This is a genomic window from Xenorhabdus khoisanae (genome assembly GCF_001037465.1).
Taxonomy (GTDB): domain Bacteria; phylum Pseudomonadota; class Gammaproteobacteria; order Enterobacterales; family Enterobacteriaceae; genus Xenorhabdus; species Xenorhabdus khoisanae.
Genome location: NZ_LFCV01000042.1, coordinates 13,925 through 34,541 on the forward strand (window position 1 = coordinate 13,925; position 20,617 = coordinate 34,541).

The following is a 20,617-nucleotide window of genomic DNA, read 5'->3' on the forward strand; positions in this document are numbered from 1 at the left end:
TCTTCATTCCACCAGCAAATAGCGGCTTTACTGGCGCTATCCGGTTAAACTGCTATGACAATCAATTAAGAATTCGCTTTCGGCCAGTCAGTATATCCCTTTGCCCCATTACCGTAATGGGTATCATAAGTTGCCTCTGCTAATTCAAGACCGTAGCGTAAACGCTCTACCAAATCAGGATTGGCAATAAATGGGCGTCCGAATGCAACTGCGTCAATTTTACCTTCCGCACGACGGGAAATCGCCAGTTCAAGATCATAGTTATTATTGCCAATATAAGCGCCGTCGAATAAAGACCTTAGTGCTTCAAGATCAACATTTTTAGGAACGTCACGGTTTTTTTGGGTTGTTCCCTCAACAAAATGGAGATAAGCCAGTTTGAACTTATTTAGTTGCTGAATCAGATAGCCATAAGTTGCCATCACATCGCTATCAAGTGGAGTGTTACCTACTTCTGTTGTGACAGGAGACAATCTAATACCCACTCGACCACCACCCCAAACACCAGTTACAGCTTCAACAACTTCCAAAATCAGTCTGGCTCGATTTTCGATTGAGCCACCATATTGATCGGTGCGATGGTTAGTTGAATCCCGCAAGAATTGTTCCAGCAAATAATTGTTAGCAGAATGGATTTCTACACCATCGAACCCTGCACGTTTAGCGCATTCAGCAGCATGTCTATATTGTTCGATGATATCAGGAATTTCTTCGGTTCTCAGGGCACGCGGCATAGAGGCTTCCGCAATGCCATTATTCGTGTAAACATTACCGTCTGCTTTAATGGCGGATGGTGCTACTGGCGCATCTCTATTTGGTTGAAGATCAACGTGTGAGCAACGGCCAACATGCCACAATTGCATTACAATCTTACCGCCGACAGCGTGAATGGCATCTGTAATTTTTTTCCACCCTGCTACCTGATCTTCTGTCCAAATACCGGGGGTCATGGCATAACCGCGCCCTTGAGCTGAGATATTGGTTGCTTCTGAAATGATTAAACCAGCGCTTGTGCGCTGAACATAATATGTGACATTAAGATCGTTCGGAACACCCTCTTCATTTGTGCGGCCACGCGTTAAAGGCGCCATAACAATACGGTTGGCAAGTTCAATTTCTCCCAATTTGATTGGGGAAAAAAGATCTGTGCGAATACTATTGTCAGCCATAAGATTTCCTTTTTTAGTAATCAATATTCGTTTATAAAAAATGCGACTTTAAATAATTTCTACTACCGAAATTATTTAATCTTGAAATAGTTGTCATTTTATATTTAATAACCCAAACCTTGAGTTATGTTAAATTACGCATATTCTAATGTAATTAAGATCTTGCACTATAACTTGTTCTATTTATAACCGAGGCAACATATGTCAGAACAATTTATTACTCTAAAGCCACTTATTATGACTTTTTGCGAAGGTGATCCAAATGAAAATCCTTGGGTTGGAGGCATTAAACAGACACCAGAACCCATTGTTATCGTTCCCTACTCTACTGAATGGAAGAATATTTACAATGAAGAAAAAAATAAAATCCAGCGCCAATTGAAAGAGAAAGTCATCAATATTGCACATATTGGCTCTACAGCCGTGCCCGGCTTACCCGCAAAACCTGTCATCGATATCGATCTCATCGTCGCAGATCCTGCACAAGAAAAAGATTATATCCCTGAACTTGAAAAATTAGGTTATGTGTTAAGGATAAGAGAACCGTCTTGGTATCAGCATAGAATGCTGAGGCTTGATTCACCACGCGTTAATTTGCATCTATTTGGCGAAAATTGCCCGGAACATATTCGCCATCTTCTTTTTCGTAATTGGCTGAAAAGTCATGAAGATGACAAAAAACGATATGCAGCAGCTAAACAGGCGGCCATTAAAGGTACTGTTCATGTTATGGAATACAATCATAATAAAGAGAAGGTAATCAAAGGTATCTACGAAAAGATTTTTAATAACATGGATATTTGTTTGTCTGAATTATAGATGTGAAGCTCCTAACCCGACCGATCTTATAGCCCGATGACCGGTCGTCAATTTAATTGGCCTTCCCTATATGTGTCTACAGGCACAATGTGTCCACAGATACCCGATATAACGATGTCGTCGCCGTAATATACAATTGATCTCCATTAGGGCCACCAAACGTACAATTAGAGACCTGTTCAGGCACGACGATCTTATGTATTTGTTTGCCCGAGTTATCAAAAACCAAAACACCATCTAAGCAACTGCAATAGATATTACCTGATTTATCAACACAAAATCCGTCTGGAAATCCGGGATATATCGTCGCAAAATGTTTTCCTGCCCCTAAGATGTTATTCTGCACTGGGTAGATGCGAAGTTCACGCCTTCCATGAACAGGAAAATCAATAATAGACATGTCTGCAACATAGAGCCATTTTTCATCTGGAGAAAATGCAAGTCCATTCGGTCGTTGGACATCACTCGTTGCTATAGAGATAGTATTATAATTTGGATCGTAGCAATATACATAGCAACCAATAATCTGACTTTCTGATTTGTATCCTTCTTTGTCGTTGATAATTCCATAAGGGGGATCAGTAAACCAAATTGTACCGTCAGAACGCACAACCACATCATTGGGTGAATTGAATCTTTTCCCATCGATTTTTTCAACCAATATGACAACGCTACCATCTTTTTCTGTCCGGGAAATTCCTCGCCTACCATGTTCACAGGTAATTACCTTTCCTTCATTGTCCAACGCGTTACCATTGGCATAATTAGAATATTGCCGCCATACACTGACACCATCGTGTTCTGACCAGCGAAACATTCGATTTCCCTTCACATCACTAAAAATAATGGCATCTTCGTCTGGAAGCCAAACTGGCCCCTCTGCCCAAAGTGCCGGAGAACAAAGTTTTTCTAAATATGTTTTCATAGTCACTCTTGTGATTTTTGGGGAATGATATTATGTTGCCGCTCTAAATAATTCGTCAGTTTCGTAGAATTCACTCTTCTTTTTGTCAATCCATATGAAATTTCTTTCATCATATGGCGATCCACTTTCAATAATTTCACTGATAGTGCAGTCAAGAAATAACCTAACGCAGGAATGACAGTAAAGAGAATAACAATAGATAATTGAACATGATCATTTTGTAACGATTGATTTGCGTCATAGCCAACCAGTGCCAATACTCCACTGACTAAGGCACCAGAAAGAGCCAGTCCTAATTTAAGAGCGAGAAAGTTGCATGAAAAGTTAATACCCGTTAGACGCTTACCAAATTTATATTCACCATAATCATCAACATCAGCCATAATTGACCAATTGATTGGTTGTGCAATTTGGTGGATAACATTCAAAATAAAATACCCAAATAAAATTAAGTAATGCATATCAACCGGAATGAAATAGATAAGCAAGGAAAGGATGGTCATTAATAAACTCACCCAATAAAATATTTTGAGCTTACAAAAGCGATCACTCAGTGGCTTAGCTAAAGCACTGCCCAATGTCATGCCAATAACACCAACGCTCAAAAATATTGTAGTGAAGATTTCACTGGCATGAATCACCCAAGTCAGAAAATACATGACGGATGCCATTCTGGTAAAACCGGGTAATACGTTGATAAATGTGACAAGCAATAAGCAAGGCCATTGATCATTTTTTATGATATCGCAGTAATCTTTTACTATTGAATCCCTTGTCGGAACAACGGGACGCACTCTCTCACGCACCAAAGAAAAACAGAGTACAAACATTATCAGGCCAACAGAGGTCAACAGAATAATTGCATCATGGTAACCTTTAGCTTTATTGCCGTGACCAAACAAGTTAACCAGAGGCAATAAGGTTAATGTCAGAACGAGAGTTGCAACTCCTACCCCCATGAATCTGAAACTTTGGCAGGCAACCCGTTCACGGTTATTATCACTGATGACACTACCTAACGAACAATAGGGAATATTAATAAATGAATAAGTCACTGACATCATCAGATAAGTAAAAAATGCATAAATAGCTTTACCTGTATAATCCAGATTGGGCACGGTAAACATTAATACCGAAAATAAAGCATAGGGAAATGCAAAGAAGAGAATATAGGGCCTGAATTTACCCCAACGTGTTTGTGTTCTGTCAGCAATATAACCAATAAAAGGATCTGATATCGCTTCTATGACCCTAACTCCCAACCAAATGGCAGCAACTGTACCGGCATTAAGGCCATAAATATCTGTATAATAAAAATTCAAAAACAGGAAAACAGCGCCTCCAACAATATTACAGCCAGCATCGCCAAATCCATATCCTATTTTTTCCAGAATGGAAATTTTTTCTTTCATAAGCTGATTTCCTATTTTTCGGTTTTTTTTCAGTGTTATTAAGCCTTATTTCTGCTCATCTTGCCCATAATAGGCGTTGGCACCATGCTTACGTAAATAATGTTTATCCAGTAATTCCTGTTGCATAAATGTAATTTCTGAGTTTAATTGTTGGGAAAATAAACTCATATAGGCGCATTCTTCGAGTACGACGGCATTGTATACTGCATCAGCTGCATCTATTCCCCATGTGAAAGGCCCGTGGGAATGAACCAAAACAGCGGGGATTTTCATTGGATCGAGACGTTGCTCTATAAATGTTTGAACGATGACGTTCCCTGTTTGCAATTCGTAATCATCCTCAATTTCTTGTCTGGTCATTAAGCGCGTGCAAGGAACTGCACCGTGAAAATAGTCGGCGTGAGTTGTGCCATGAGCTGGCAAGAAACGTCCGGCTTGGGCCCAAATAGTGGCATGGCGAGAATGCGTATGAACAACTCCCCCGATATCCCGAAAATGACGATATAAAACAAGGTGCGTTGGGGTGTCTGAAGAGGGTTTTTTATCCCCTTCCACGATGATGCCAGTCTCAATATCAACGACAACCATATCATTAGCTTGCATATCACTATATTCCACACCAGATGGCTTAATCACCATCAAGCCTCTGGCTTTATCAACAGCACTGACATTTCCCCAAGTGAATGTCACTAGATTATGTTTTAGCAACGCCAGATTTGCAGACAGTACATCGGCCTTCAGTTGTTCTAACATTCAAAACCCCCTTCCTGCATACGAGCTTCGATCCAACGGCGAGCCTGTATAATTTCCAATACAGGTTCTTCCGCTTTTTCTGTCCACATTTCTATTAAGAACGTTCCACGGTAATTCAATGTATGAAGCGTTCTGAATACTCCGACAAAATCGACACAACCCTGACCGAATGGCACGTCACGGAATTGTCCCGAATGGGTTGGAGTGACTGGATAAGTATCTTTGAGATGAATTGCCGAAATACGGTTTATGCCAAGCTTGAGTTCTTCTGAGACATCATTGCCCCAAGCACTCAAATTACCAATATCGGGATAAACGCTGAACCACGGTGAGGCCAGCATTTCATCCCATATTTTCCATTTGGTGATCGAGTTTATGAAATCTGTATCCATAATCTCCATTGCCAGCATGACTTGTGCTCTGGCTGCTTGCTGAACTGCCCACGCTATTCCTTCAGAAAAGCGCTGTTTCGTTTCTTCGTTATGTTCTTCGTAATAAACGTCATAACCCGCCAGTTGGATTGTTCTGATGCCAAGATCCCGCGCTAAACTGATTGCTTTTGACATAATCTCATAAGCTTTCCGCCGTACAGTTTCATCACGACTACCAAATGGATAACGACGATGTGCAGATAAACACATGGAGGGAATGGAAATACCTGTTTCCAGCATATTCTTAATGAGTTTAAGGCGTGTTTTTACATCCCAATCCAATCGTGACAAGCGTTCATCTGTTTCATCCACAGACATTTCAATAAAATCGAAACCACAGCTTTTTGCCAGAGATAATCGCTCTGCCCATGTCAGATTTTTAGGCAATGCTTTTTCATAAATCCCAATAGGATGGATGCGCATTATGCTTTCCCCCAGAGCTGAGTAATTTGAGTATGAAATGCTTGAGCGACTTGTTTGGGTTGAGTTGATCCAGATAACGCCCGGCCTGCAATAAAAGCTTGTACAGAAATATCTTTGAATTGAAGGAGGTCTGTTGGAACAATGCCACCGGTAATAGAAACCGCTAATCCTATATCGGATAACTTTTTCATGCGGGATATATCTTCCTTATCCCACACTTGCCCATTAGCTTGAGCATCGCGGCCGCGATGATAGATCACTTGCCGGATACCAATGGCATGCCAATTTTTTGCATCAGAGAATGTCCAGTTACCAAATAATTCAATTTGGATTTCTGCCTTTCTCTGCTTTGCCACATGATGGGCTTTTTCTATGGTTGCCAGTGGTGCGGCACAAATCATCGTCATCCAGTTTGCACCAGCATCGAATGCCTGTGTTGCAAGAATTTCACCCGCATCAGCAACCTTCCAGTCCGCAACAATAATTTTGTCCGGATAATGGAGACGCAGTTGGCGGATAGCGTTAATTCCTTCGGAAAGGCAAAGAATTGTACCGGCTTCCACAATATCAACATCGTCCTGCAATAGTTCAGCATCCTGCAATGCTGAACTCAGGCAAGTATGATCCAATGCCAGTTGTAATAATGGTCGGCTCATATTCTTTCCTCCCTGAACGTATTCAATGACTCGCATTGAGAATGAAAGTCACGCAATGATTCGATAATTAGCTGATATTTATTAATTTTATTAAGATATGCTGAATGTGAATTTTGATCTGGTTCAATAGTATATATGGTGTAACCCAAATTTTTCTGAGCTTCAGTGAAATCCTTATAGATGCCCGTACCTACTAAAGCAGCCAATGCAGCCCCCAGGCATCCCGTCTCTTCGACCTGAGGTAATTCCACCGGTAGATTGCTGACATCCGCAAACATTTGCATCCAGACTTTGGAGTGTGCAGGTCCCCCCATTACTCGTATCGTCTGAGTTTGAGTAAAACGTTCTAACATTCGTTTCAAATGGGTCATATGGCTGAAAATAACGCCTTCATACACGGCTTGTAGTAAATGGCTGCGATCATGGCTGGACTGTAAACCATAAAACCCCGCCGTCATTTCCAGCCCAGCATTGCTGCCATAAAGAAAGGGAAGAAAAAGAACTTCACTGGAGGCTTTGGGAAGATGGTTAACTGCAGCATTGATTTCTTCAAAAGACATTTTTCCCCAAAGGGCGGTAAGCCACTCAAGGTTACCTGACGAAGTGGGACTGGCTTCATGAACAATATAATGGCCTGCATTAACGTATCGCCCATAAATATAAGGGTATGGTTCATGAGTACGCAGTTGATCCGCAATACCACTGGTTACTGACCAGGTTCCCATAACGGCATTCAGCGTGTATTCATCTTGAAGACCTGCACAAACAGCGGAGGAAGCCACATCAAACAGTCCGCCGACCACGGGAGTACCTGCAACCAGCCCGGTTAACTCAGCGGCTGGTGGGGTGACTTCTCCACCAATTTCAGCCGAGCCGACAATTCGGGAGAGAACACCATCAATTTCACTGATATTCAAAAGGCTTGAAAGTGCAGGATCATAATCTCCCGTATTCATGTTGTAGAGATTGGATTCCGAAATATTGCTTTCTTCACAGCTCTTTTCGCCAGTGAGACACCAGCGCAGATAATCATGTGCCATCATAACGGCACCGATGCGGTTGTAGCGTTCAGGCTGGTTCTCTTTAAGCCAACGCAATAAAGATACAGGATGGCCTGTCCAAAGGGTTTGGCGCGTATGGGGATATAACTTTTCCCGCATTCCTTGTTGTTGCCATTGACGTACAATTTCTGTGGCACGACGATCAGAAGAAAGTATCCCGTTACCTAACGGTTTGTCATCTTTATCTAAAAGAAATAGCCCTTTGCCTTGAGCTGAAATACCAATGCCCTTGATTTGCTGACCACAGATGCCCGTATTTCTCAATAAATGGTTAATTATGCTAATTAACGCATTCCATAATTCGCTGAGATCTCTTTCTGCATATCCCAATTGGGGAGTAAGCGTTTTCAATGCAATACGTTCTATACTGTATTCTTGTCCTCGTTCATTATATAAGCCCGCTTTAAGATAAGTACCGCCACAATCAATACCCAGATAAAAGTTATGCTTATGTCTGCTCATCCTATAATTGCCCTCAGAGCGTTTTAATTTTTTCCCATACGCTATCGTTAATGGTCATACCATTTCGTCTGTTTTCTGCTTGTTTGCGCACCAATTCGTGACCCGGTAACCGAATGGCCATATTGGGATCTGCACATTCCGCAGAGGTAATAAAATGCATGATGGATTTCAGTTTTGCTTCCCGTGAAGGGCCATCAATTAACCTGTCTACATCAATGGCGATAAATACCTGTGAAACCCCGTACTCATCACTATTATTCTGCGTAATTTCCGCGACCGATGAACCATTTGAAAGCAAGGTGGCGATGAGATCCAATACGATGGATAATCCTGAACCTTTCCAGTATCCCATGGGCAAAATCCGGCGATTTTTTTCAATCGTTGCGGGATCTCTGGTTAAGTTGCCTTCGTCATCAAAACCACCTTCAACCGGTAATTGCTGCCCAGCCAGCCGATTTACTTCTAACTTTCCGTAAGAAAACATGGACATTGACATATCGAGCAACGTTATGGGATCGCCGGGTATGGCTATGATTAATGGATTTGTGCCGATACGGCACTCTTTCGCCCCCCAGGGAGGCATGGCAGCAATAGAATTGGTCCAGCAGATGCCAATAAACCCTTTTGTCGCAGCTTGCCAGCCATAGCTTCCTCCTCGCATCCAATGGTTGGCATTGCGTAATGCCACCAAGCCAATACCATATTCCGTAGCCAATTCAGTAGCTCTGTTCATCATATCCCTGGCAGTCAGATTGCCTATCGCCCGTTGTGCATCCCATTGTTCAATCGCTCCCAACGATGCCACTCGCACAGGCTTGGCATCAGGGATGATATCCCCTGCATCAAGTTGCTGAATAAACCGGGGAAAACGATTAACACCATGTGAGTAAACGCCATATTCCGTGGTACTGGCGAACATTTCCGCGCAGGCATTTGCTGTCTCAAACTGAACACCCCGAGCCAGCAATATTCGGGTAAGTTGTTCTTTTAATTGTTCGAAAGTGACTTTCATGCCTTCTTCCTTATATAAGGTTTTAACCTATGGAAAATATCAGCAATAACACAGGGGAATAGTTGCAATTAAAGTAATATTGTATTTTTAAAAACCTAAACAGTTCCTCTCAGAGTGAGTAAATAAACAGAGATAAATGAACTTAAAAGATAGGTAGTATTAGGAATGGTTTAAGCATGTTCATTTATATTCCACTATTCCAATTTTCAACCACTATCTTTAACCACTACCTTATGCGGAATGAATATGCCTTCATTTTTATCTTTGTCAGTAACTAAGAGAAATACCAGACATTACGGAATTGCTTTATGGGCAGGTTTTCTTGGTGGGAATATTGCCAGTTTCGCTAAATGGGGAACAGAAATTCTCATGCCTCCCAGAACACCAGACAGAGCTATCCCTCCTGGCGAGATGCTTCAAAGTTGGGGAGGGAAAGTCAACTACATGGTCTATCATTACTCGGATCACCTTGTGAATTGGGGCATGGCGGGAGTTCACCATCTTTTTTCTATCATTTTGGCAATGTTTTACTCCGTCATTGCGGAAATCTTTCCTATCGTAAAATTATGGCATGGTGCTGTTTTTGCTGTCATTGTTGCCTTCATTTTCCACGGTATCATTTTACCCATTTATGGATGGTCTCCTGTTTTCTGGGAACTGCCTTTTGATGAGATATTCTCGGAAATAGTGGGAACTATAATCTGGATGTGGGCTATTGAAATTTTCAGGCATGACATTCGCACCAGAATGGTAAAAGACTAATCCCTTATGGTGTTAAAAAGTTAAAAACTGGTTCAAATCTTTCCATTGAACCAGTTTAAATTAATGACCACATACAATTTACCTTATCGCCATAAACGCTTACATTATAAATACCAAATTAGAAATGTATCCATGACAATAATTTGATTGTCATGATGTTGAGCCATACTCTGTCTGTCCGCAACGATTAAAACAAATGAGGAATAATAGCCATGCTGAAAACGGTTGAAAATAACACAGCAAGTGGATGGGTTAATGGTTTTCTTGGGGTACTGATTTTTAGTGGTTCACTACCTGCAACCAAAGTTGCTGTTATGAATTTCGATCCTATTTTTCTAACCGTTGCCCGTGCTTCCATTGCCGGCTTATTGGCGCTCATTATTTTATTCGTGTTTAAAGAAAAGCGTCCTGTATCCAATCAGCTGGTTTCATTGTTCATTATTGCCATGGGTGTTGTTATTGGATTTCCACTTTTAACTGCATTGGCTCTGCAACATATTACATCAGCACATTCGATCGTATTTCTTGGGTTATTACCTCTTTCTACTGCCATTTTTGGCGTATGGCGTGGTGGAGAACGCCCCCGAGCTGCTTTCTGGGTATTTTCTGGTGTGGGAAGTTTGTTAGTGATTGGATTTGCTTTCATGCAAGGGTTATCTGCTTCACTCACTGGAGACTCATTAATGCTTGCTGCCGTTATTGTTTGTGGACTTGGTTATGCAGAAGGTGCAAAACTTTCCCGCGTATTAGGCGGATGGCAAGTTATCTGTTGGGCTTTGCTCATTTCATTACCTGCTATGCTTATTATGACAATTCTGTTTATGCCAAATTCATTTTCGAATGTTGGTATTCCGGCATGGATTAGTCTTGCGTATGTATCCCTGTTTAGCATGTTAATCGGTTTTATTTTCTGGTATCGAGGTCTGGCATTAGGAGGAATTACTGCCGTTGGCCAACTCCAATTACTACAACCTTTTTTCGGTCTTGCTTTGAGCGCGAGTTTACTTTCTGAACCCGTGAGCTTACTGATGGTAGCAGTAACAATAGGGGTGATTCTTTGTATTATTGGCTCACGGAAATTTGCAAGGTAAACGGAGTTTAATATTGAGTACGAATCTGATTGGTGAAGGTGAAATTGACCTTAGTTATGGATAATATAGGCTGAATCTTTATTAATACATTAACTGATACAGATATTCTTAAACATGCGTAGAACAGATCATCTTGGCGGGATAACGGCGTTTGTCATAACAGCGCAATTAGGCAGTTTCACTGCTGCGGCAGAGCGTCTAGGCTTAACAAAGTCTGCGGTAGGTAAAAGCGTCGGGAGGCTTGAGGATCGTTTAGGACTTAAACTTTTTCAGCGTTCGACGCGCAGTTTGAGCTTAACGCCTGATGGAGAAGCTTTCCTGATAAGCTGCCAGAATGCTCTTGATATTCTCGAACAAGCTGAAGCGGCCCTTACTTCACATATTTCCTATCCTGCTGGCCGCCTCCGTATTGATCTGCCGGCTGCTTTTGGACGTCAGCGAATATTTCCGGCTCTTCTGAAAATTGCCAGTAATTATCCTGAGCTATCTCTGTCAGTTTCATTCAGTGAGCGTTTTGTTGATTTGATTGAGGAAGGTATCGACATTGCTATACGAATCGGGGAACTCGCTGACAGTAGTGGACTGGTCGCCCGTAAATTGACAACGCAAAAACTTGTTATTTGTGCCTCACCGAATTATTTACATTCTCATGGTGAACCCAAAACCCCCGAGAAATTGAGTCAACATCGGTGTGTGGTAGGATTTCGCAGGAATCAACCTATATCTTGGTTATTGAAAGAAGAAGATGGCGAGGTAAGACGTTACACTCCACCAGCAACTTATGAGTTTTCTGATGGAGATGCAATGTTATCTGCTGCGTTGGCCGGATGCGGATTTGCGCAGCTACCATTATGGATGGTGGGTAATTACCTTGAGAGCGGAGAACTCAAGGAGGTATTGCAAGAATATTCTGGAGTGGAAATTCCGATTAGTGCGTTATGGCCTAAAAACCGTCAACTGTTACCTAAAATACGTTATGTTGTAGATACTCTGGTGGAATTGGCAGAAGACGGTTTGTTAGATTAACGCTGAAGATTATTTTTAATGTAGATGCTTAAAAATGCCATAAATGAAAAGAGAATACTGATTAACATAACCGTATGCACATTAAATTGTGAAAGAAACCATCCTCCCGTAACGGAGCCAATTGTGATCCCTAAATTAGCAAAAGAAATGTAAAGGCTGTTGGCAAATTCAGGGGCATCATTAGCTTCCTGTATAAGCCAAGTTTGGCTGACCACAAGCCCCGCAGAATGCAATCCGCCCCAAAAAACGGTTAACACACACATTGCTATCGGCGAGAAACCTAAATACCAGACTTGGAGATAGAGAAAGATTAATAAAACAGGATAAGCATAAGTTGTGCTTACAACACTTTTCTGCAAAAAGTGACTAAAAACAAAATTGCCAATAAATCCACTAACACCAAATAGTATTAAAATCGCACTAATGAAATCATTATCAAATTGCGTGATTTTCGATAAATAATCCGTGATGTAGCTAAAACTTGAAAACATTGCGGAGAAAATCAATGTCACGGTAGAAATCGTCAGCCATAGTTTTCCTCTGCGCAACACGTTTAATTGTTCAATAGCAATACGGTTTTTTGTTGCAGGGATAGAAGGAACAAAAAACAAGATACCGAGAAAAGCGAGCATACAAGTCGCTGCACCAAAATAAAATGCAGCACTGAGTGATAAATGTTCCGCTATAAAGGAACTCAAAGGCATTCCTAATACCATCCCCACAGTCACTCCGGCAAAAACTTTTGCAATAGCACCTGCACTTTTTTCCTTAGAAACGGACTTCGCTGCAATAACAAGGGCAACCGCAAAGAAAACAGCATGCCCCAACCCGGGAAGAATTCTGAATATCAACATCAAATTAAAGAGGTTTGTTGTGGCATAGATAAGGTTAGAAACGATAAATACAAATAGAATGGCAAGAAGAACGTGTTTTTTGTTATATCCAGATAATAGCAGAGTCATAAATGGCCCCGTTATAGCCACAACAATGGCATAAATACCGACAAGAAAACCGACTTGAGTCGGTGTTACATGCAATTGTGCTTCCAATTGCGGCAGCAATCCAATAACAGCTATTTCAGTCGTAATAACACCAAAGACCGCAATGGATAACGTCAACAACAACAGCAGAGATTTTTTATTTTCCATAATGAGAATCTATTGAGAATTTACTTTTAACAGGTAGGCAAAATGATGGCAAATACTCTATAAAAACAGAAGGATATTTTCGTCTATTGTCTGTAGACATAACTTCTTCAATGATTTTTTCTCAAAAGAAAAGCCGCGATAATGCGGCTTTAATTTCTGCATTGTCGAAAATGTAGAGAGTTTGATTACAGTTTCTCAACAACCTTAAATTCGATAACAACAATTTCCATATCGGGTGAGAAAACACCTATACTCTCAAAAAAACGTTGATGCTCTAATTGCCAGTGAAGCAAACTTCTGTCTCCCTCTCCTTCTTTCCAGGCCAAATCTGCGGTCATTTCTGAAAATTGCATCAAGTGCATTGCAGTGACTCTGGCAACGCAAACCGGACTTTCTTTGCTGTCGAAGACAGTGTAGTGATTACCAACAGTAATCTTGCCATCATCTGATTCATAAGAATCATACAAACTGAACGGGCAAGTTGTTGCTGTTTTTATACCTTTGGCAACTAATTCAGCCAGTTCATCGTGCATAGCAGGAGAATCACCAAATACCCAACGCCCGGCTTTTGGATATTTGCTTTCAAGCAGTTTCGTGATCTTATCTGTTTTCATATTATCTTTTAGGTGTTTCGTTAAGTTTATACGTAGGCGTCTTTACTAACATAATGACACTATTTTCCACCATGGTTTTATGTCAACTATATGACATGGCTCCATATTATAAGATTGATGAATGTAAGAGCTGGAAATATGGGCGGTAAAACAGTCGCCCATTTGAATGGGTTAATAGAGATTAATGATTTTCACAGCGGATACATCCATAGAGGAACCATTGCGGGAAAATTAAAAGGCGTTATGCCGGCAACAATACCCATTGCCTGAAAATCAATCCCTCTTTTCAATTCTCCGGCTGAATCACTTCCTTTATTTAATTTGGTGCAAAACATCACCCACCGCGTTGAATAGGCGATGAATATCGTCCATTTTGGCATTGAACATTGGACCAAATTGTAATGTGTCACCACCAAAGCGCACATAAAAGCCAGCTTTCCATAATGCAATACCTGCATCAAAAGGCCGGATAACTGCATCACCATCCCGTGGAGCAATTTGAATTGCGCCCACCAGCCCACAGTTACGAATGTCTACGACATTTGGGCAGTGTTTAAGCTCATGTAATGCGTGTTCGAAATGTGGGATCAATTCGGCAGCTTGTTGCAATAAGTTCTCTTTTTCCAATAGTTCCAATGATGCCAAACCTGCTGCACAAGCAACGGGATGGGCCGAATAGGTATAACCGTGGCTGAACTCAATCATATGGCTGGGTAGAGACTGTGACATAAAGGTATCGTAGATCTTGCTGGATGCAACCACCCCCCCCAGAGGAATAGCACCATTGGTAACTTGTTTCGCGAAATTGATAATATCCGGCGTTACACCGAAATATTCGGAACCACTCCAACTTCCCAAGCGCCCGAAGCCGGTAATCACTTCATCAAAAATTAACAGGATATCGTGTTGGGTACAGATTTCCCGCAAACGTTGTAAGTAACCTTGTGGCGGGATAATGGCACCGGCAGATCCGGAAAGTGGTTCGACGATAACTGCGGCAATATTACTGGCATCATGCAATTCGATCAGTTTTAGCAATTCATCGGCCAATTCAGGGCCACCCGTTGATGGCATTCCTTTGGTAAAGGCCATATTGGGCTGTAATGTGTGCGGTAGATGGTCTACATCCATAAACTGACCAAACATCTTGCGGTTACCACCAATTCCACCAAGGCTGGTACCAGCGATATTTACACCATGATAACCTCGCGCCCTTCCAATCAGTTTAGTTTTGGAAGATTGCCCTTTGATGCGCCAGTAAGCACGCGCTATTTTTACTGCGGTATCGACAGCTTCTGAGCCTGAACTGGTAAAAAATACATGATTTAAATCACCGGGCATAAGACTGGCAATTTTATCTGCCAGCTTAAATGACAAAGGATGACCATATTGGAAACCGGGAGAATAATCCAACGTACCCAATTGTTCAGAAACAGCCTGACGGATTTCAGTGCGTGAATGACCCGCTCCACATGTCCACAAGCTTGATAAGCTGTCATAGATACGTCGGCCTTGATCATCGACCAGCCAGTTTCCTTCTGCTGAGACAATTAAACGTGGATCTTGTTGAAAATGACGATTAGCACTGAATGGCATCCAATGAGCTTTAAAATTCAGTGTTTGAAAATAATGGCTATCTGACATTTTTTAACTCCTCGCGCAAGGTTGTAACAAAGAGTTTGCAATGAAACTATATTCAAGTTAAATCTCATTTATCGAATCATTAGTTATGAGTTTACTTACGTAAATGAAATAAACAACTCTTAGATTACACGATCAGCATCTACGGGCCAGTGAAACGATGATGGCATCCATTGAAGAGTTCCTCCAGCATGTAAAAACAGTTACGCGGGGAATTTAACATTGGCATTATTAATAGTGCCGTTATCAGGATTGAATACGTGACCTATATTTTTTATACTCCGCAGGAGTCGCCGCAACCAATTTTTTGAAATTCCTATGAAAGTGGCTTTGGTCATAAAAACCTAACTCAGTTGCTACAGACGCTATATTCATTCCTTGCTTCAAAAGTACTTTTGCTTCATTAATGCGCATTGCGATTTGCATAGCATGTGGAGTAATACCATATGCCTTTCGAAATGCGTGGATAATATGATATTCACTCAATTGAGAGTGAACAGCGATATCCTTTACCGATATATTGCTTCGAAAATTTTCACAAATATATTCATACGCCCTAGATACACTACTTTTTGGTACAACTTTCTCTAAAGGTATGGAGTTGGACTGTGAAAAAAGATTGAAAAAAAAAGAGATGCTCTCTTCTTCCGTTTTCATTTTGTCTTTATCAAGAATGATTGTGTTGGCTAATTCTTGAAACTGTGCATAAAGTTCCGGAGCATCGGTATGATTAATTGAGAACGGGATAAAATTCGTTATTCTTTCACCTACAATCATTGATTGCACATAACCTAACCATTTTGGACATACATACAGCATTTTGTAGCTCCAATTTGTATCTGGTACTGGGTTGCATGAATGGACCTCTAGAGGGTTAATTATGACAAGGGAACCCTTTTGTATTCTACGTTCAATATTACTATTGAAGTAATCACTATGACCGCAATCTACAGCTCCAATGGAAAATTCTTCATGAGTGTGTTTCCCGTAACAGGCTTTCGAGTTTTTAGAAAAGCGCAGCTCAATGGGTACTGCGCTCGAACGATAAAATTTTTGCTTGGTCATCTGTGTTCATACCCTTTTAGGGTCTGTTGATGTTTTGTGAGGAATTATTAGACAGCAAGATGATTTGGTATAATTACTTTTGCCAAAAAACAACCAGTTTTCACCATAATGCCGCGAACCATGTTAACAGATCTCCATTGGAATAAGCTATTTGCGTTAATGCAACACACGGATTAGATTTATCACAAACTTGACCTTTGAAGGCATTTTTTACCGAATGAGAATAAGCATTCTCTGGCGCGATTAACCGCCAGAATATGGGGAGGGGCAACTATGCTGACAGAGGGGGGATATGTTGGCACTGGAATTTATCATTATCTGGTTACCGATGTGGGTTGAATGAATTATGACCTTAAAACATCAACAGACCCTAACCTGATATAAAAAAAGTATATACGACCGTAATTGCTAACAGTAGCCCCATAGTGAGATTGAAAAGCTTATAATGTTTAGGTGTGTCCAAAACTGTCTTAATCGTTATTCCCAAAACAGCCCATGCTGAAATTGATGCATAACAGACAATAAAAAAAATCCCACAAAAAAGTAGTAGTGCATTAATTTCTGCATCGTGACTACTAAAAACGGATATGCCTGCTAAAGACACAATCCATGCTTTCGGGTTAAGCCATTGGCACATTATTCCTTGTATAAGGGATGGAGCACTGGTTTCTGGTTCACTATCATCACCGATCATTGGGTTTTGCATAGCAACTTTATATGCCAAGTATAATAAGAAACTGCCTCCTATATAGGTAAGTATTTCGGTAAGATATGGCACCTCATTTATAATTTGGGCTAATCCAAAGCCCAGTAAAAATAAAATCGATACAAAACCAATTGTAGCACCGGTTATATGTGGGATAGTTCGAATATATCCGCAATTGGCTCCGGTAACTGTCGCTATTATGTTTACAGGTCCTGGCGATATAGAGGTTACAAAGGCAAAAACTGTCATTGCAAATAATTGAGTCATAAGCTTCTACCTCCTAAAAATCAGTTACTTCTCCAGAGCCATTAATAAAACGATTCTCTTGCAAATCAACAATACGGTACCGTTTTGCCTTGATTTTTCCCTCTTTGCAATAACCCGCTTTGCTTTCCCAAAATCCTTGTTCGAACTCATCAGTAAAGTACAATTCAGACAAGCACTTAACCCCTTTGTACCGATATAGCGAAAAGTCGACTAGACGGATAGGATAACCTTCTTCCAAAGATAGGGGTTTACCGTCCACCGCCCAAATAATCATAGCTCTATTTTCTAATGCATTACTAAGGGATATTGTAGAGTCATACCCTCCCTTACTTGTACCTAAACTTATCTGCTTCAAATTGTATGAAAGATATTTTGCTTGGTTTATCCCTAGATATTTCAATAGGTCTTCTAGTAAAACACCTGTCCAGTTTCTTCTGATACTCCAATTGCAAACACATACAACTCGGCGGCTTTCTGTTATTGGCGCAATGTTCTTAAGGTCTTCGAATGCGACAAGAATTGGTGTTGACTCATGAGGTAAAAATATCTTGAGCGCCCATTCTTTCATATCAATAGAATCATATGATTCAGGTGGCCCTTCTTGGTAGTACCGTAAAGAAGAAGGCTTCTTATCAATATATGGAGTAATCATATTTTCCTTTCTTATGTAATCTATTATAGAGATTTGACACAGCGTAAACCTACGATGTTGTCTCGTACTGTTGGAGGGTAGTTATCTCTGCATGTACAGCGCATATAATCTTCATCATGCAGCCCTGAACCACCTCGAACTACATGATCGTCAGTAGGAATACTAAGATAAACGGGATCAATATGAGTTTTGTCCCAACTGTAATCTTGGTAGTAATTATCTAGACACCACTCAGCTAGATTACCTGCCATATCAATACAACCAAATGGAGAGCGATTTTGTGGATGTGCATCCCAATCCGTGGATTTTCGGTTAAGCTCAGCTGGCTCACAGTCTGGGGCATAGTTTGCAATTGTAATAGATGGCTCGCTATTTCCCCATGGATAGAGTCGATTATCGTTCCCCTTCGCAGCAAATTCCCACTGCGCTTCAGTGGGTAATTCCTTACCTACAAATGTTGCGTATGCGACAGCTTCATACCAACTAATGCCGGTTACTGGCTGCTTTGGTTGGTTCCAATTAGAATCATGCCAATATAAAGGTTCCGAAATACCATTATCTTGGATAAACTGAAAACCTTCTTCTGACCAATATTTCTTACTTCTATAGCCCCCCTGCTCAATGAACACTGCAAACTCAGCGTTAGTCACAGGGTGAACATCAATGAAAAAATCACTAAGGGTAACTACGCACACAGGTTGCTCATCAGGGCTCAACTCTGAACCGCGTAGATAAGGAGATCCTGTCACTAAAACCATATCAATTAAATTGTTCATCGTATTAACTTCATATTTCCAGTTTGCTTAATGATGGCTTTTTTGTCGCCGTACACAGCTATGCCTAAATATTCGATGCTGTCCTCACTGGCTGCCTCTAACCTACTTGAGTAATCCTCATAACTCTTAGTGTTTTTTGCTACGTTCGAGAAGTCAACTATCGTAGCGTATGATTGTAATTGAGAACGAATTTCCTTTATCTCGCTTGCAGTTGCCGCAAGAATTGGGATTGGGATACGCGTGATCCCAAAATGATCCCCTCCATCACGGTTCTTGATATTGTCACCTACGAGCTCAGGGTGAGCCTTGCCAAGGCTAAGAGCTAGCACTGCTGCTGTGTTTGCAATGACTCCAAGAGGAAGATCTTTATCGATTACCAATACACACTTTTTGTCATTCATTATGCAACTTTCCTTTTATGAATTTGGCTGTTAGAAAATACCACCCATGTCATTTCAATATGTAGAGGGTGAGATATTGCTGTAAGCCCATAATGTTTAATTGCATCAGCATTCGCTAAGCAACAATCAACATCGCCGTTTACAACTAGTCTCGCTCCATTGCTTGTAGAGTTCGTAATCTCTATTTCTAAATGAGCATCGGATATTCCAAAAATCTTGTCTTCAGCCGATTCAATTAAGCTCTCTAAACGAGATAGAGGCGCGTGATGCGTAGCTATTTTTATGGTTTGTTGCTCAGCTATCTTGGTCCAAGAGTCGCGATTGAAGCAATTTCTGGGGGGTGCCTAATCCAAAAGCTATCAGTGTTAAATATCATCTCATAATTCGCTTAAGTTAAATTTACATTAACGATATTCCTGCCTGGATGTTAAATATTGTACAAAATTGTTGTTTATAGAATTGCGCAAAATGAGAGTGTAGAATCTATGAAAGCTTCCATTTTTACTAGCCAAGTCGCCGCTAATCTTCACCTGTTTTTATGGCATTGCGAGTTCTTCTCTATAGCACAAAAAGCCACACTAACAGGCCAAAAATTAGACATGTGGTGCAATGAAACTTGGATTAATGGAATATGGCTTGGGGAAGGTGCCGGTGGAACTTTGCCGTATGGTTTACCATGACGTTTATTCTATAAAACATTGATCCTATAACCCCAGAGCAATCAATTATTACTCTGGGGTTATAATTGACATGCTAATCCAAAAAATATTTTAACAACTCAATCAAAAATGCAGTAATATTGGCGTCCAATCGTGGAAATTGCTCTGGATCATTAGCTTGTTATCGCTTTTTCATCTATCACAACGCCGAACACCTGCCTTTATCGCCTTATTGGCGATTTTGATGTTGTTCATCGCGCCAGTGGTATCAAAAACGCTGGAGCACCATCGTGATGATATAAAAAGCGAAATGAATCACAGCATGTCTATGCCTGACATGCAAAACAGCAGTTATCATCAAACAGCGCCTTCATCACACTCCATGAATCATCATGGTGCTGATCATATCCATATGGGGTTGATGGATGATATCGCTTGTGGTTACTGTCAGCTTCTGATTAACCTGCCATTATTGGCAGGCTGTTTTATTCCTTTCATCCTGCTGACGCTAACCGTATCCCGTGCGCCACCAGCACCACGCTTCACTGGACCAATCATCCGGCTATTCTACGGAGAATCACAACCCCGCGCCCCTCCCCTTAATTAGTCTACTTAATTGAAATAAAGGATTTTATTTTTCTTGCCTTGTTTTGTTTGATTTGTGACTAATTAAGGAATATTTTTTT

At 40.9% G+C, this 20,617-nt stretch carries 22 protein-coding genes and 2 pseudogenes; 7 read left to right on the top strand and 17 right to left on the bottom strand.

The window, feature by feature from the left end:
* Nucleotides 1–65: 65 nt before the first annotated feature.
* Nucleotides 66–1,169, bottom strand: coding sequence for an alkene reductase (locus tag AB204_RS07535; RefSeq protein ID WP_047962772.1), 1,104 nt, complete (start codon nt 1,167–1,169; stop codon nt 66–68).
* Nucleotides 1,170–1,370: 201 nt separating this feature from the next.
* On the opposite strand from AB204_RS07535, the gene AB204_RS07540 reads away from it, so the two are divergent.
* Entirely contained in the window at nt 1,371–1,988 is a 618-nt protein-coding gene (locus AB204_RS07540) for a GrpB family protein (RefSeq protein ID WP_047962773.1), read from the top strand.
* A gap of 76 nt (nt 1,989–2,064) precedes the next feature.
* Here the strand turns inward: AB204_RS07540 and AB204_RS07545 are convergent, their stop codons facing one another.
* From AB204_RS07545 to yiaK, 7 genes are read right to left on the bottom strand one after another with little or no spacing between them, the layout of a single operon-like run.
* On the bottom strand, nt 2,065–2,913 hold the full coding sequence (locus AB204_RS07545) for an SMP-30/gluconolactonase/LRE family protein (RefSeq protein ID WP_047962774.1): 849 nt from the start codon (nt 2,911–2,913) through the stop codon (nt 2,065–2,067).
* A gap of 2 nt (nt 2,914–2,915) precedes the next feature.
* On the bottom strand, nt 2,916–4,325 hold the full coding sequence (locus tag AB204_RS07550) for a glycoside-pentoside-hexuronide (GPH):cation symporter (RefSeq protein ID WP_047962775.1): 1,410 nt from the start codon (nt 4,323–4,325) through the stop codon (nt 2,916–2,918).
* Between the two features lie 45 nt (nt 4,326–4,370).
* On the bottom strand, nt 4,371–5,078 hold the full coding sequence (gene araD / locus AB204_RS07555) for an L-ribulose-5-phosphate 4-epimerase (protein WP_047962776.1): 708 nt from the start codon (nt 5,076–5,078) through the stop codon (nt 4,371–4,373).
* The gene (locus tag AB204_RS07560; RefSeq protein WP_047962777.1) at nt 5,072–5,932 is read right to left on the bottom strand and encodes an L-ribulose-5-phosphate 3-epimerase; all 861 of its coding nucleotides are present in this window, start codon (nt 5,930–5,932) and stop codon (nt 5,072–5,074) included. Before AB204_RS07560 ends, araD begins: the two co-directional genes overlap by 7 nt.
* A complete protein-coding gene (ulaD, locus tag AB204_RS07565) occupies nt 5,932–6,588 on the bottom strand; it encodes a 3-keto-L-gulonate-6-phosphate decarboxylase UlaD (RefSeq protein WP_047962778.1) in 657 nt (218 codons plus the stop codon). Before ulaD ends, AB204_RS07560 begins: the two co-directional genes overlap by 1 nt.
* Nucleotides 6,585–8,111 (bottom strand): FGGY-family carbohydrate kinase, encoded by a 1,527-nt coding sequence (locus AB204_RS07570; RefSeq protein ID WP_047962779.1) that lies wholly within the window; start codon nt 8,109–8,111, stop codon nt 6,585–6,587. The genes ulaD and AB204_RS07570 overlap by 4 nt, the downstream gene beginning before the upstream one ends.
* Nucleotides 8,112–8,124: 13 nt before the next feature.
* Nucleotides 8,125–9,123: a 3-dehydro-L-gulonate 2-dehydrogenase gene (yiaK, locus tag AB204_RS07575; RefSeq protein ID WP_047962780.1), complete on the bottom strand. Its 999-nt coding sequence runs from the start codon at nt 9,121–9,123 to the stop codon at nt 8,125–8,127.
* A 246-nt stretch (nt 9,124–9,369) separates the two neighbouring features.
* Between yiaK and AB204_RS07580 the strand changes: the two genes are divergently transcribed.
* The 3 genes from AB204_RS07580 (at nt 9,370) to AB204_RS07590 (ending at nt 12,002) form a co-directional block, all read left to right on the top strand.
* Nucleotides 9,370–9,885 (top strand): YagU family protein, encoded by a 516-nt coding sequence (locus tag AB204_RS07580; protein WP_152671512.1) that lies wholly within the window; start codon nt 9,370–9,372, stop codon nt 9,883–9,885.
* A gap of 212 nt (nt 9,886–10,097) precedes the next feature.
* Nucleotides 10,098–10,976, top strand: a complete 879-nt coding sequence (locus AB204_RS07585) for a DMT family transporter (RefSeq protein ID WP_047962781.1) — start codon at nt 10,098–10,100, stop codon at nt 10,974–10,976.
* Between the two features lie 114 nt (nt 10,977–11,090).
* A complete protein-coding gene (locus AB204_RS07590; protein ID WP_047962782.1) occupies nt 11,091–12,002 on the top strand; it encodes a LysR family transcriptional regulator in 912 nt (303 codons plus the stop codon).
* Here AB204_RS07590 and AB204_RS07595 read toward each other — a convergent pair.
* From AB204_RS07595 to AB204_RS07610, 5 genes and pseudogenes are all read right to left on the bottom strand, one after another.
* On the bottom strand, nt 11,999–13,150 hold the full coding sequence (locus AB204_RS07595) for an MFS transporter (RefSeq protein ID WP_047962783.1): 1,152 nt from the start codon (nt 13,148–13,150) through the stop codon (nt 11,999–12,001). The genes AB204_RS07590 and AB204_RS07595 overlap by 4 nt on opposite strands.
* A gap of 185 nt (nt 13,151–13,335) precedes the next feature.
* The gene (locus AB204_RS07600) at nt 13,336–13,764 is read right to left on the bottom strand and encodes an ASCH domain-containing protein (protein ID WP_047962784.1); all 429 of its coding nucleotides are present in this window, start codon (nt 13,762–13,764) and stop codon (nt 13,336–13,338) included.
* A gap of 194 nt (nt 13,765–13,958) precedes the next feature.
* Nucleotides 13,959–14,084: pseudogene (locus AB204_RS23435) on the bottom strand (hypothetical protein); the annotation flags it as partial.
* Nucleotides 14,077–15,408 (bottom strand): omega-aminotransferase AptA, encoded by a 1,332-nt coding sequence (aptA, locus tag AB204_RS07605; RefSeq protein WP_047962785.1) that lies wholly within the window; start codon nt 15,406–15,408, stop codon nt 14,077–14,079. The pseudogene AB204_RS23435 and the gene aptA, both read right to left, overlap by 8 nt.
* 243 nt (nt 15,409–15,651) lie before the next feature.
* A complete protein-coding gene (locus AB204_RS07610; protein ID WP_047962786.1) occupies nt 15,652–16,470 on the bottom strand; it encodes an AraC family transcriptional regulator in 819 nt (272 codons plus the stop codon).
* 108 nt (nt 16,471–16,578) lie between these two features.
* On the opposite strand from AB204_RS07610, the pseudogene AB204_RS23160 reads away from it, so the two are divergent.
* Nucleotides 16,579–16,714: pseudogene (locus tag AB204_RS23160) on the top strand (IS5/IS1182 family transposase); the annotation flags it as partial.
* Nucleotides 16,715–16,840: 126 nt separating this feature from the next.
* Here the strand turns inward: AB204_RS23160 and AB204_RS07615 are convergent.
* Genes AB204_RS07615 through AB204_RS07630 form a run of 4 tightly spaced genes read right to left on the bottom strand, consistent with a single transcriptional unit; the run spans nt 16,841 to nt 19,272 of the window.
* Nucleotides 16,841–17,443, bottom strand: a complete 603-nt coding sequence (locus tag AB204_RS07615; protein ID WP_047962787.1) for a LysE family translocator — start codon at nt 17,441–17,443, stop codon at nt 16,841–16,843.
* Nucleotides 17,444–17,456: 13 nt separating this feature from the next.
* The gene (locus AB204_RS07620) at nt 17,457–18,095 is read right to left on the bottom strand and encodes a molybdopterin-dependent oxidoreductase (protein WP_047962788.1); all 639 of its coding nucleotides are present in this window, start codon (nt 18,093–18,095) and stop codon (nt 17,457–17,459) included.
* Nucleotides 18,096–18,118: 23 nt separating this feature from the next.
* Nucleotides 18,119–18,871, bottom strand: coding sequence for a formylglycine-generating enzyme family protein (locus AB204_RS07625; protein ID WP_047962789.1), 753 nt, complete (start codon nt 18,869–18,871; stop codon nt 18,119–18,121).
* Nucleotides 18,868–19,272: a DUF2000 domain-containing protein gene (locus AB204_RS07630; RefSeq protein WP_047962790.1), complete on the bottom strand. Its 405-nt coding sequence runs from the start codon at nt 19,270–19,272 to the stop codon at nt 18,868–18,870. The genes AB204_RS07625 and AB204_RS07630 overlap by 4 nt, the downstream gene beginning before the upstream one ends.
* 434 nt (nt 19,273–19,706) lie before the next feature.
* Here AB204_RS07630 and AB204_RS07635 point away from each other — a divergent pair, with 434 nt between their 5' ends.
* Together AB204_RS07635 and AB204_RS21295 are read left to right on the top strand one after the other, a co-directional pair.
* Entirely contained in the window at nt 19,707–19,952 is a 246-nt protein-coding gene (locus AB204_RS07635; RefSeq protein ID WP_047962791.1) for a hypothetical protein, read from the top strand.
* Between the two features lie 157 nt (nt 19,953–20,109).
* Nucleotides 20,110–20,538 (top strand): DUF2946 domain-containing protein, encoded by a 429-nt coding sequence (locus AB204_RS21295; protein WP_235428051.1) that lies wholly within the window; start codon nt 20,110–20,112, stop codon nt 20,536–20,538.
* Nucleotides 20,539–20,617 lie beyond the last annotated feature (79 nt).

Bases quoted from the DNA above. Each gene is read 5' to 3' on its own strand.
- AB204_RS07535 (WP_047962772.1), bottom strand. From the start codon at position 1,169: ATGGCTGACAATAGTATTCGCACAGATCTTTTTTCCCCAATCAAATTG.
- AB204_RS07540 (WP_047962773.1), top strand. From the start codon at position 1,371: ATGTCAGAACAATTTATTACTCTAAAGCCACTTATTATGACTTTTTGC.
- AB204_RS07545 (WP_047962774.1), bottom strand. From the start codon at position 2,913: ATGAAAACATATTTAGAAAAACTTTGTTCTCCGGCACTTTGGGCAGAG.
- AB204_RS07550 (WP_047962775.1), bottom strand. From the start codon at position 4,325: ATGAAAGAAAAAATTTCCATTCTGGAAAAAATAGGATATGGATTTGGC.
- araD (WP_047962776.1), bottom strand. From the start codon at position 5,078: ATGTTAGAACAACTGAAGGCCGATGTACTGTCTGCAAATCTGGCGTTG.
- AB204_RS07560 (WP_047962777.1), bottom strand. From the start codon at position 5,932: ATGCGCATCCATCCTATTGGGATTTATGAAAAAGCATTGCCTAAAAAT.
- ulaD (WP_047962778.1), bottom strand. From the start codon at position 6,588: ATGAGCCGACCATTATTACAACTGGCATTGGATCATACTTGCCTGAGT.
- AB204_RS07570 (WP_047962779.1), bottom strand. From the start codon at position 8,111: ATGAGCAGACATAAGCATAACTTTTATCTGGGTATTGATTGTGGCGGT.
- yiaK (WP_047962780.1), bottom strand. From the start codon at position 9,123: ATGAAAGTCACTTTCGAACAATTAAAAGAACAACTTACCCGAATATTG.
- AB204_RS07580 (WP_152671512.1), top strand. From the start codon at position 9,370: ATGCCTTCATTTTTATCTTTGTCAGTAACTAAGAGAAATACCAGACAT.
- AB204_RS07585 (WP_047962781.1), top strand. From the start codon at position 10,098: ATGCTGAAAACGGTTGAAAATAACACAGCAAGTGGATGGGTTAATGGT.
- AB204_RS07590 (WP_047962782.1), top strand. From the start codon at position 11,091: ATGCGTAGAACAGATCATCTTGGCGGGATAACGGCGTTTGTCATAACA.
- AB204_RS07595 (WP_047962783.1), bottom strand. From the start codon at position 13,150: ATGGAAAATAAAAAATCTCTGCTGTTGTTGTTGACGTTATCCATTGCG.
- AB204_RS07600 (WP_047962784.1), bottom strand. From the start codon at position 13,764: ATGAAAACAGATAAGATCACGAAACTGCTTGAAAGCAAATATCCAAAA.
- aptA (WP_047962785.1), bottom strand. From the start codon at position 15,408: ATGTCAGATAGCCATTATTTTCAAACACTGAATTTTAAAGCTCATTGG.
- AB204_RS07610 (WP_047962786.1), bottom strand. From the start codon at position 16,470: ATGACCAAGCAAAAATTTTATCGTTCGAGCGCAGTACCCATTGAGCTG.
- AB204_RS07615 (WP_047962787.1), bottom strand. From the start codon at position 17,443: ATGACTCAATTATTTGCAATGACAGTTTTTGCCTTTGTAACCTCTATA.
- AB204_RS07620 (WP_047962788.1), bottom strand. From the start codon at position 18,095: ATGATTACTCCATATATTGATAAGAAGCCTTCTTCTTTACGGTACTAC.
- AB204_RS07625 (WP_047962789.1), bottom strand. From the start codon at position 18,871: ATGAACAATTTAATTGATATGGTTTTAGTGACAGGATCTCCTTATCTA.
- AB204_RS07630 (WP_047962790.1), bottom strand. From the start codon at position 19,272: ATGAATGACAAAAAGTGTGTATTGGTAATCGATAAAGATCTTCCTCTT.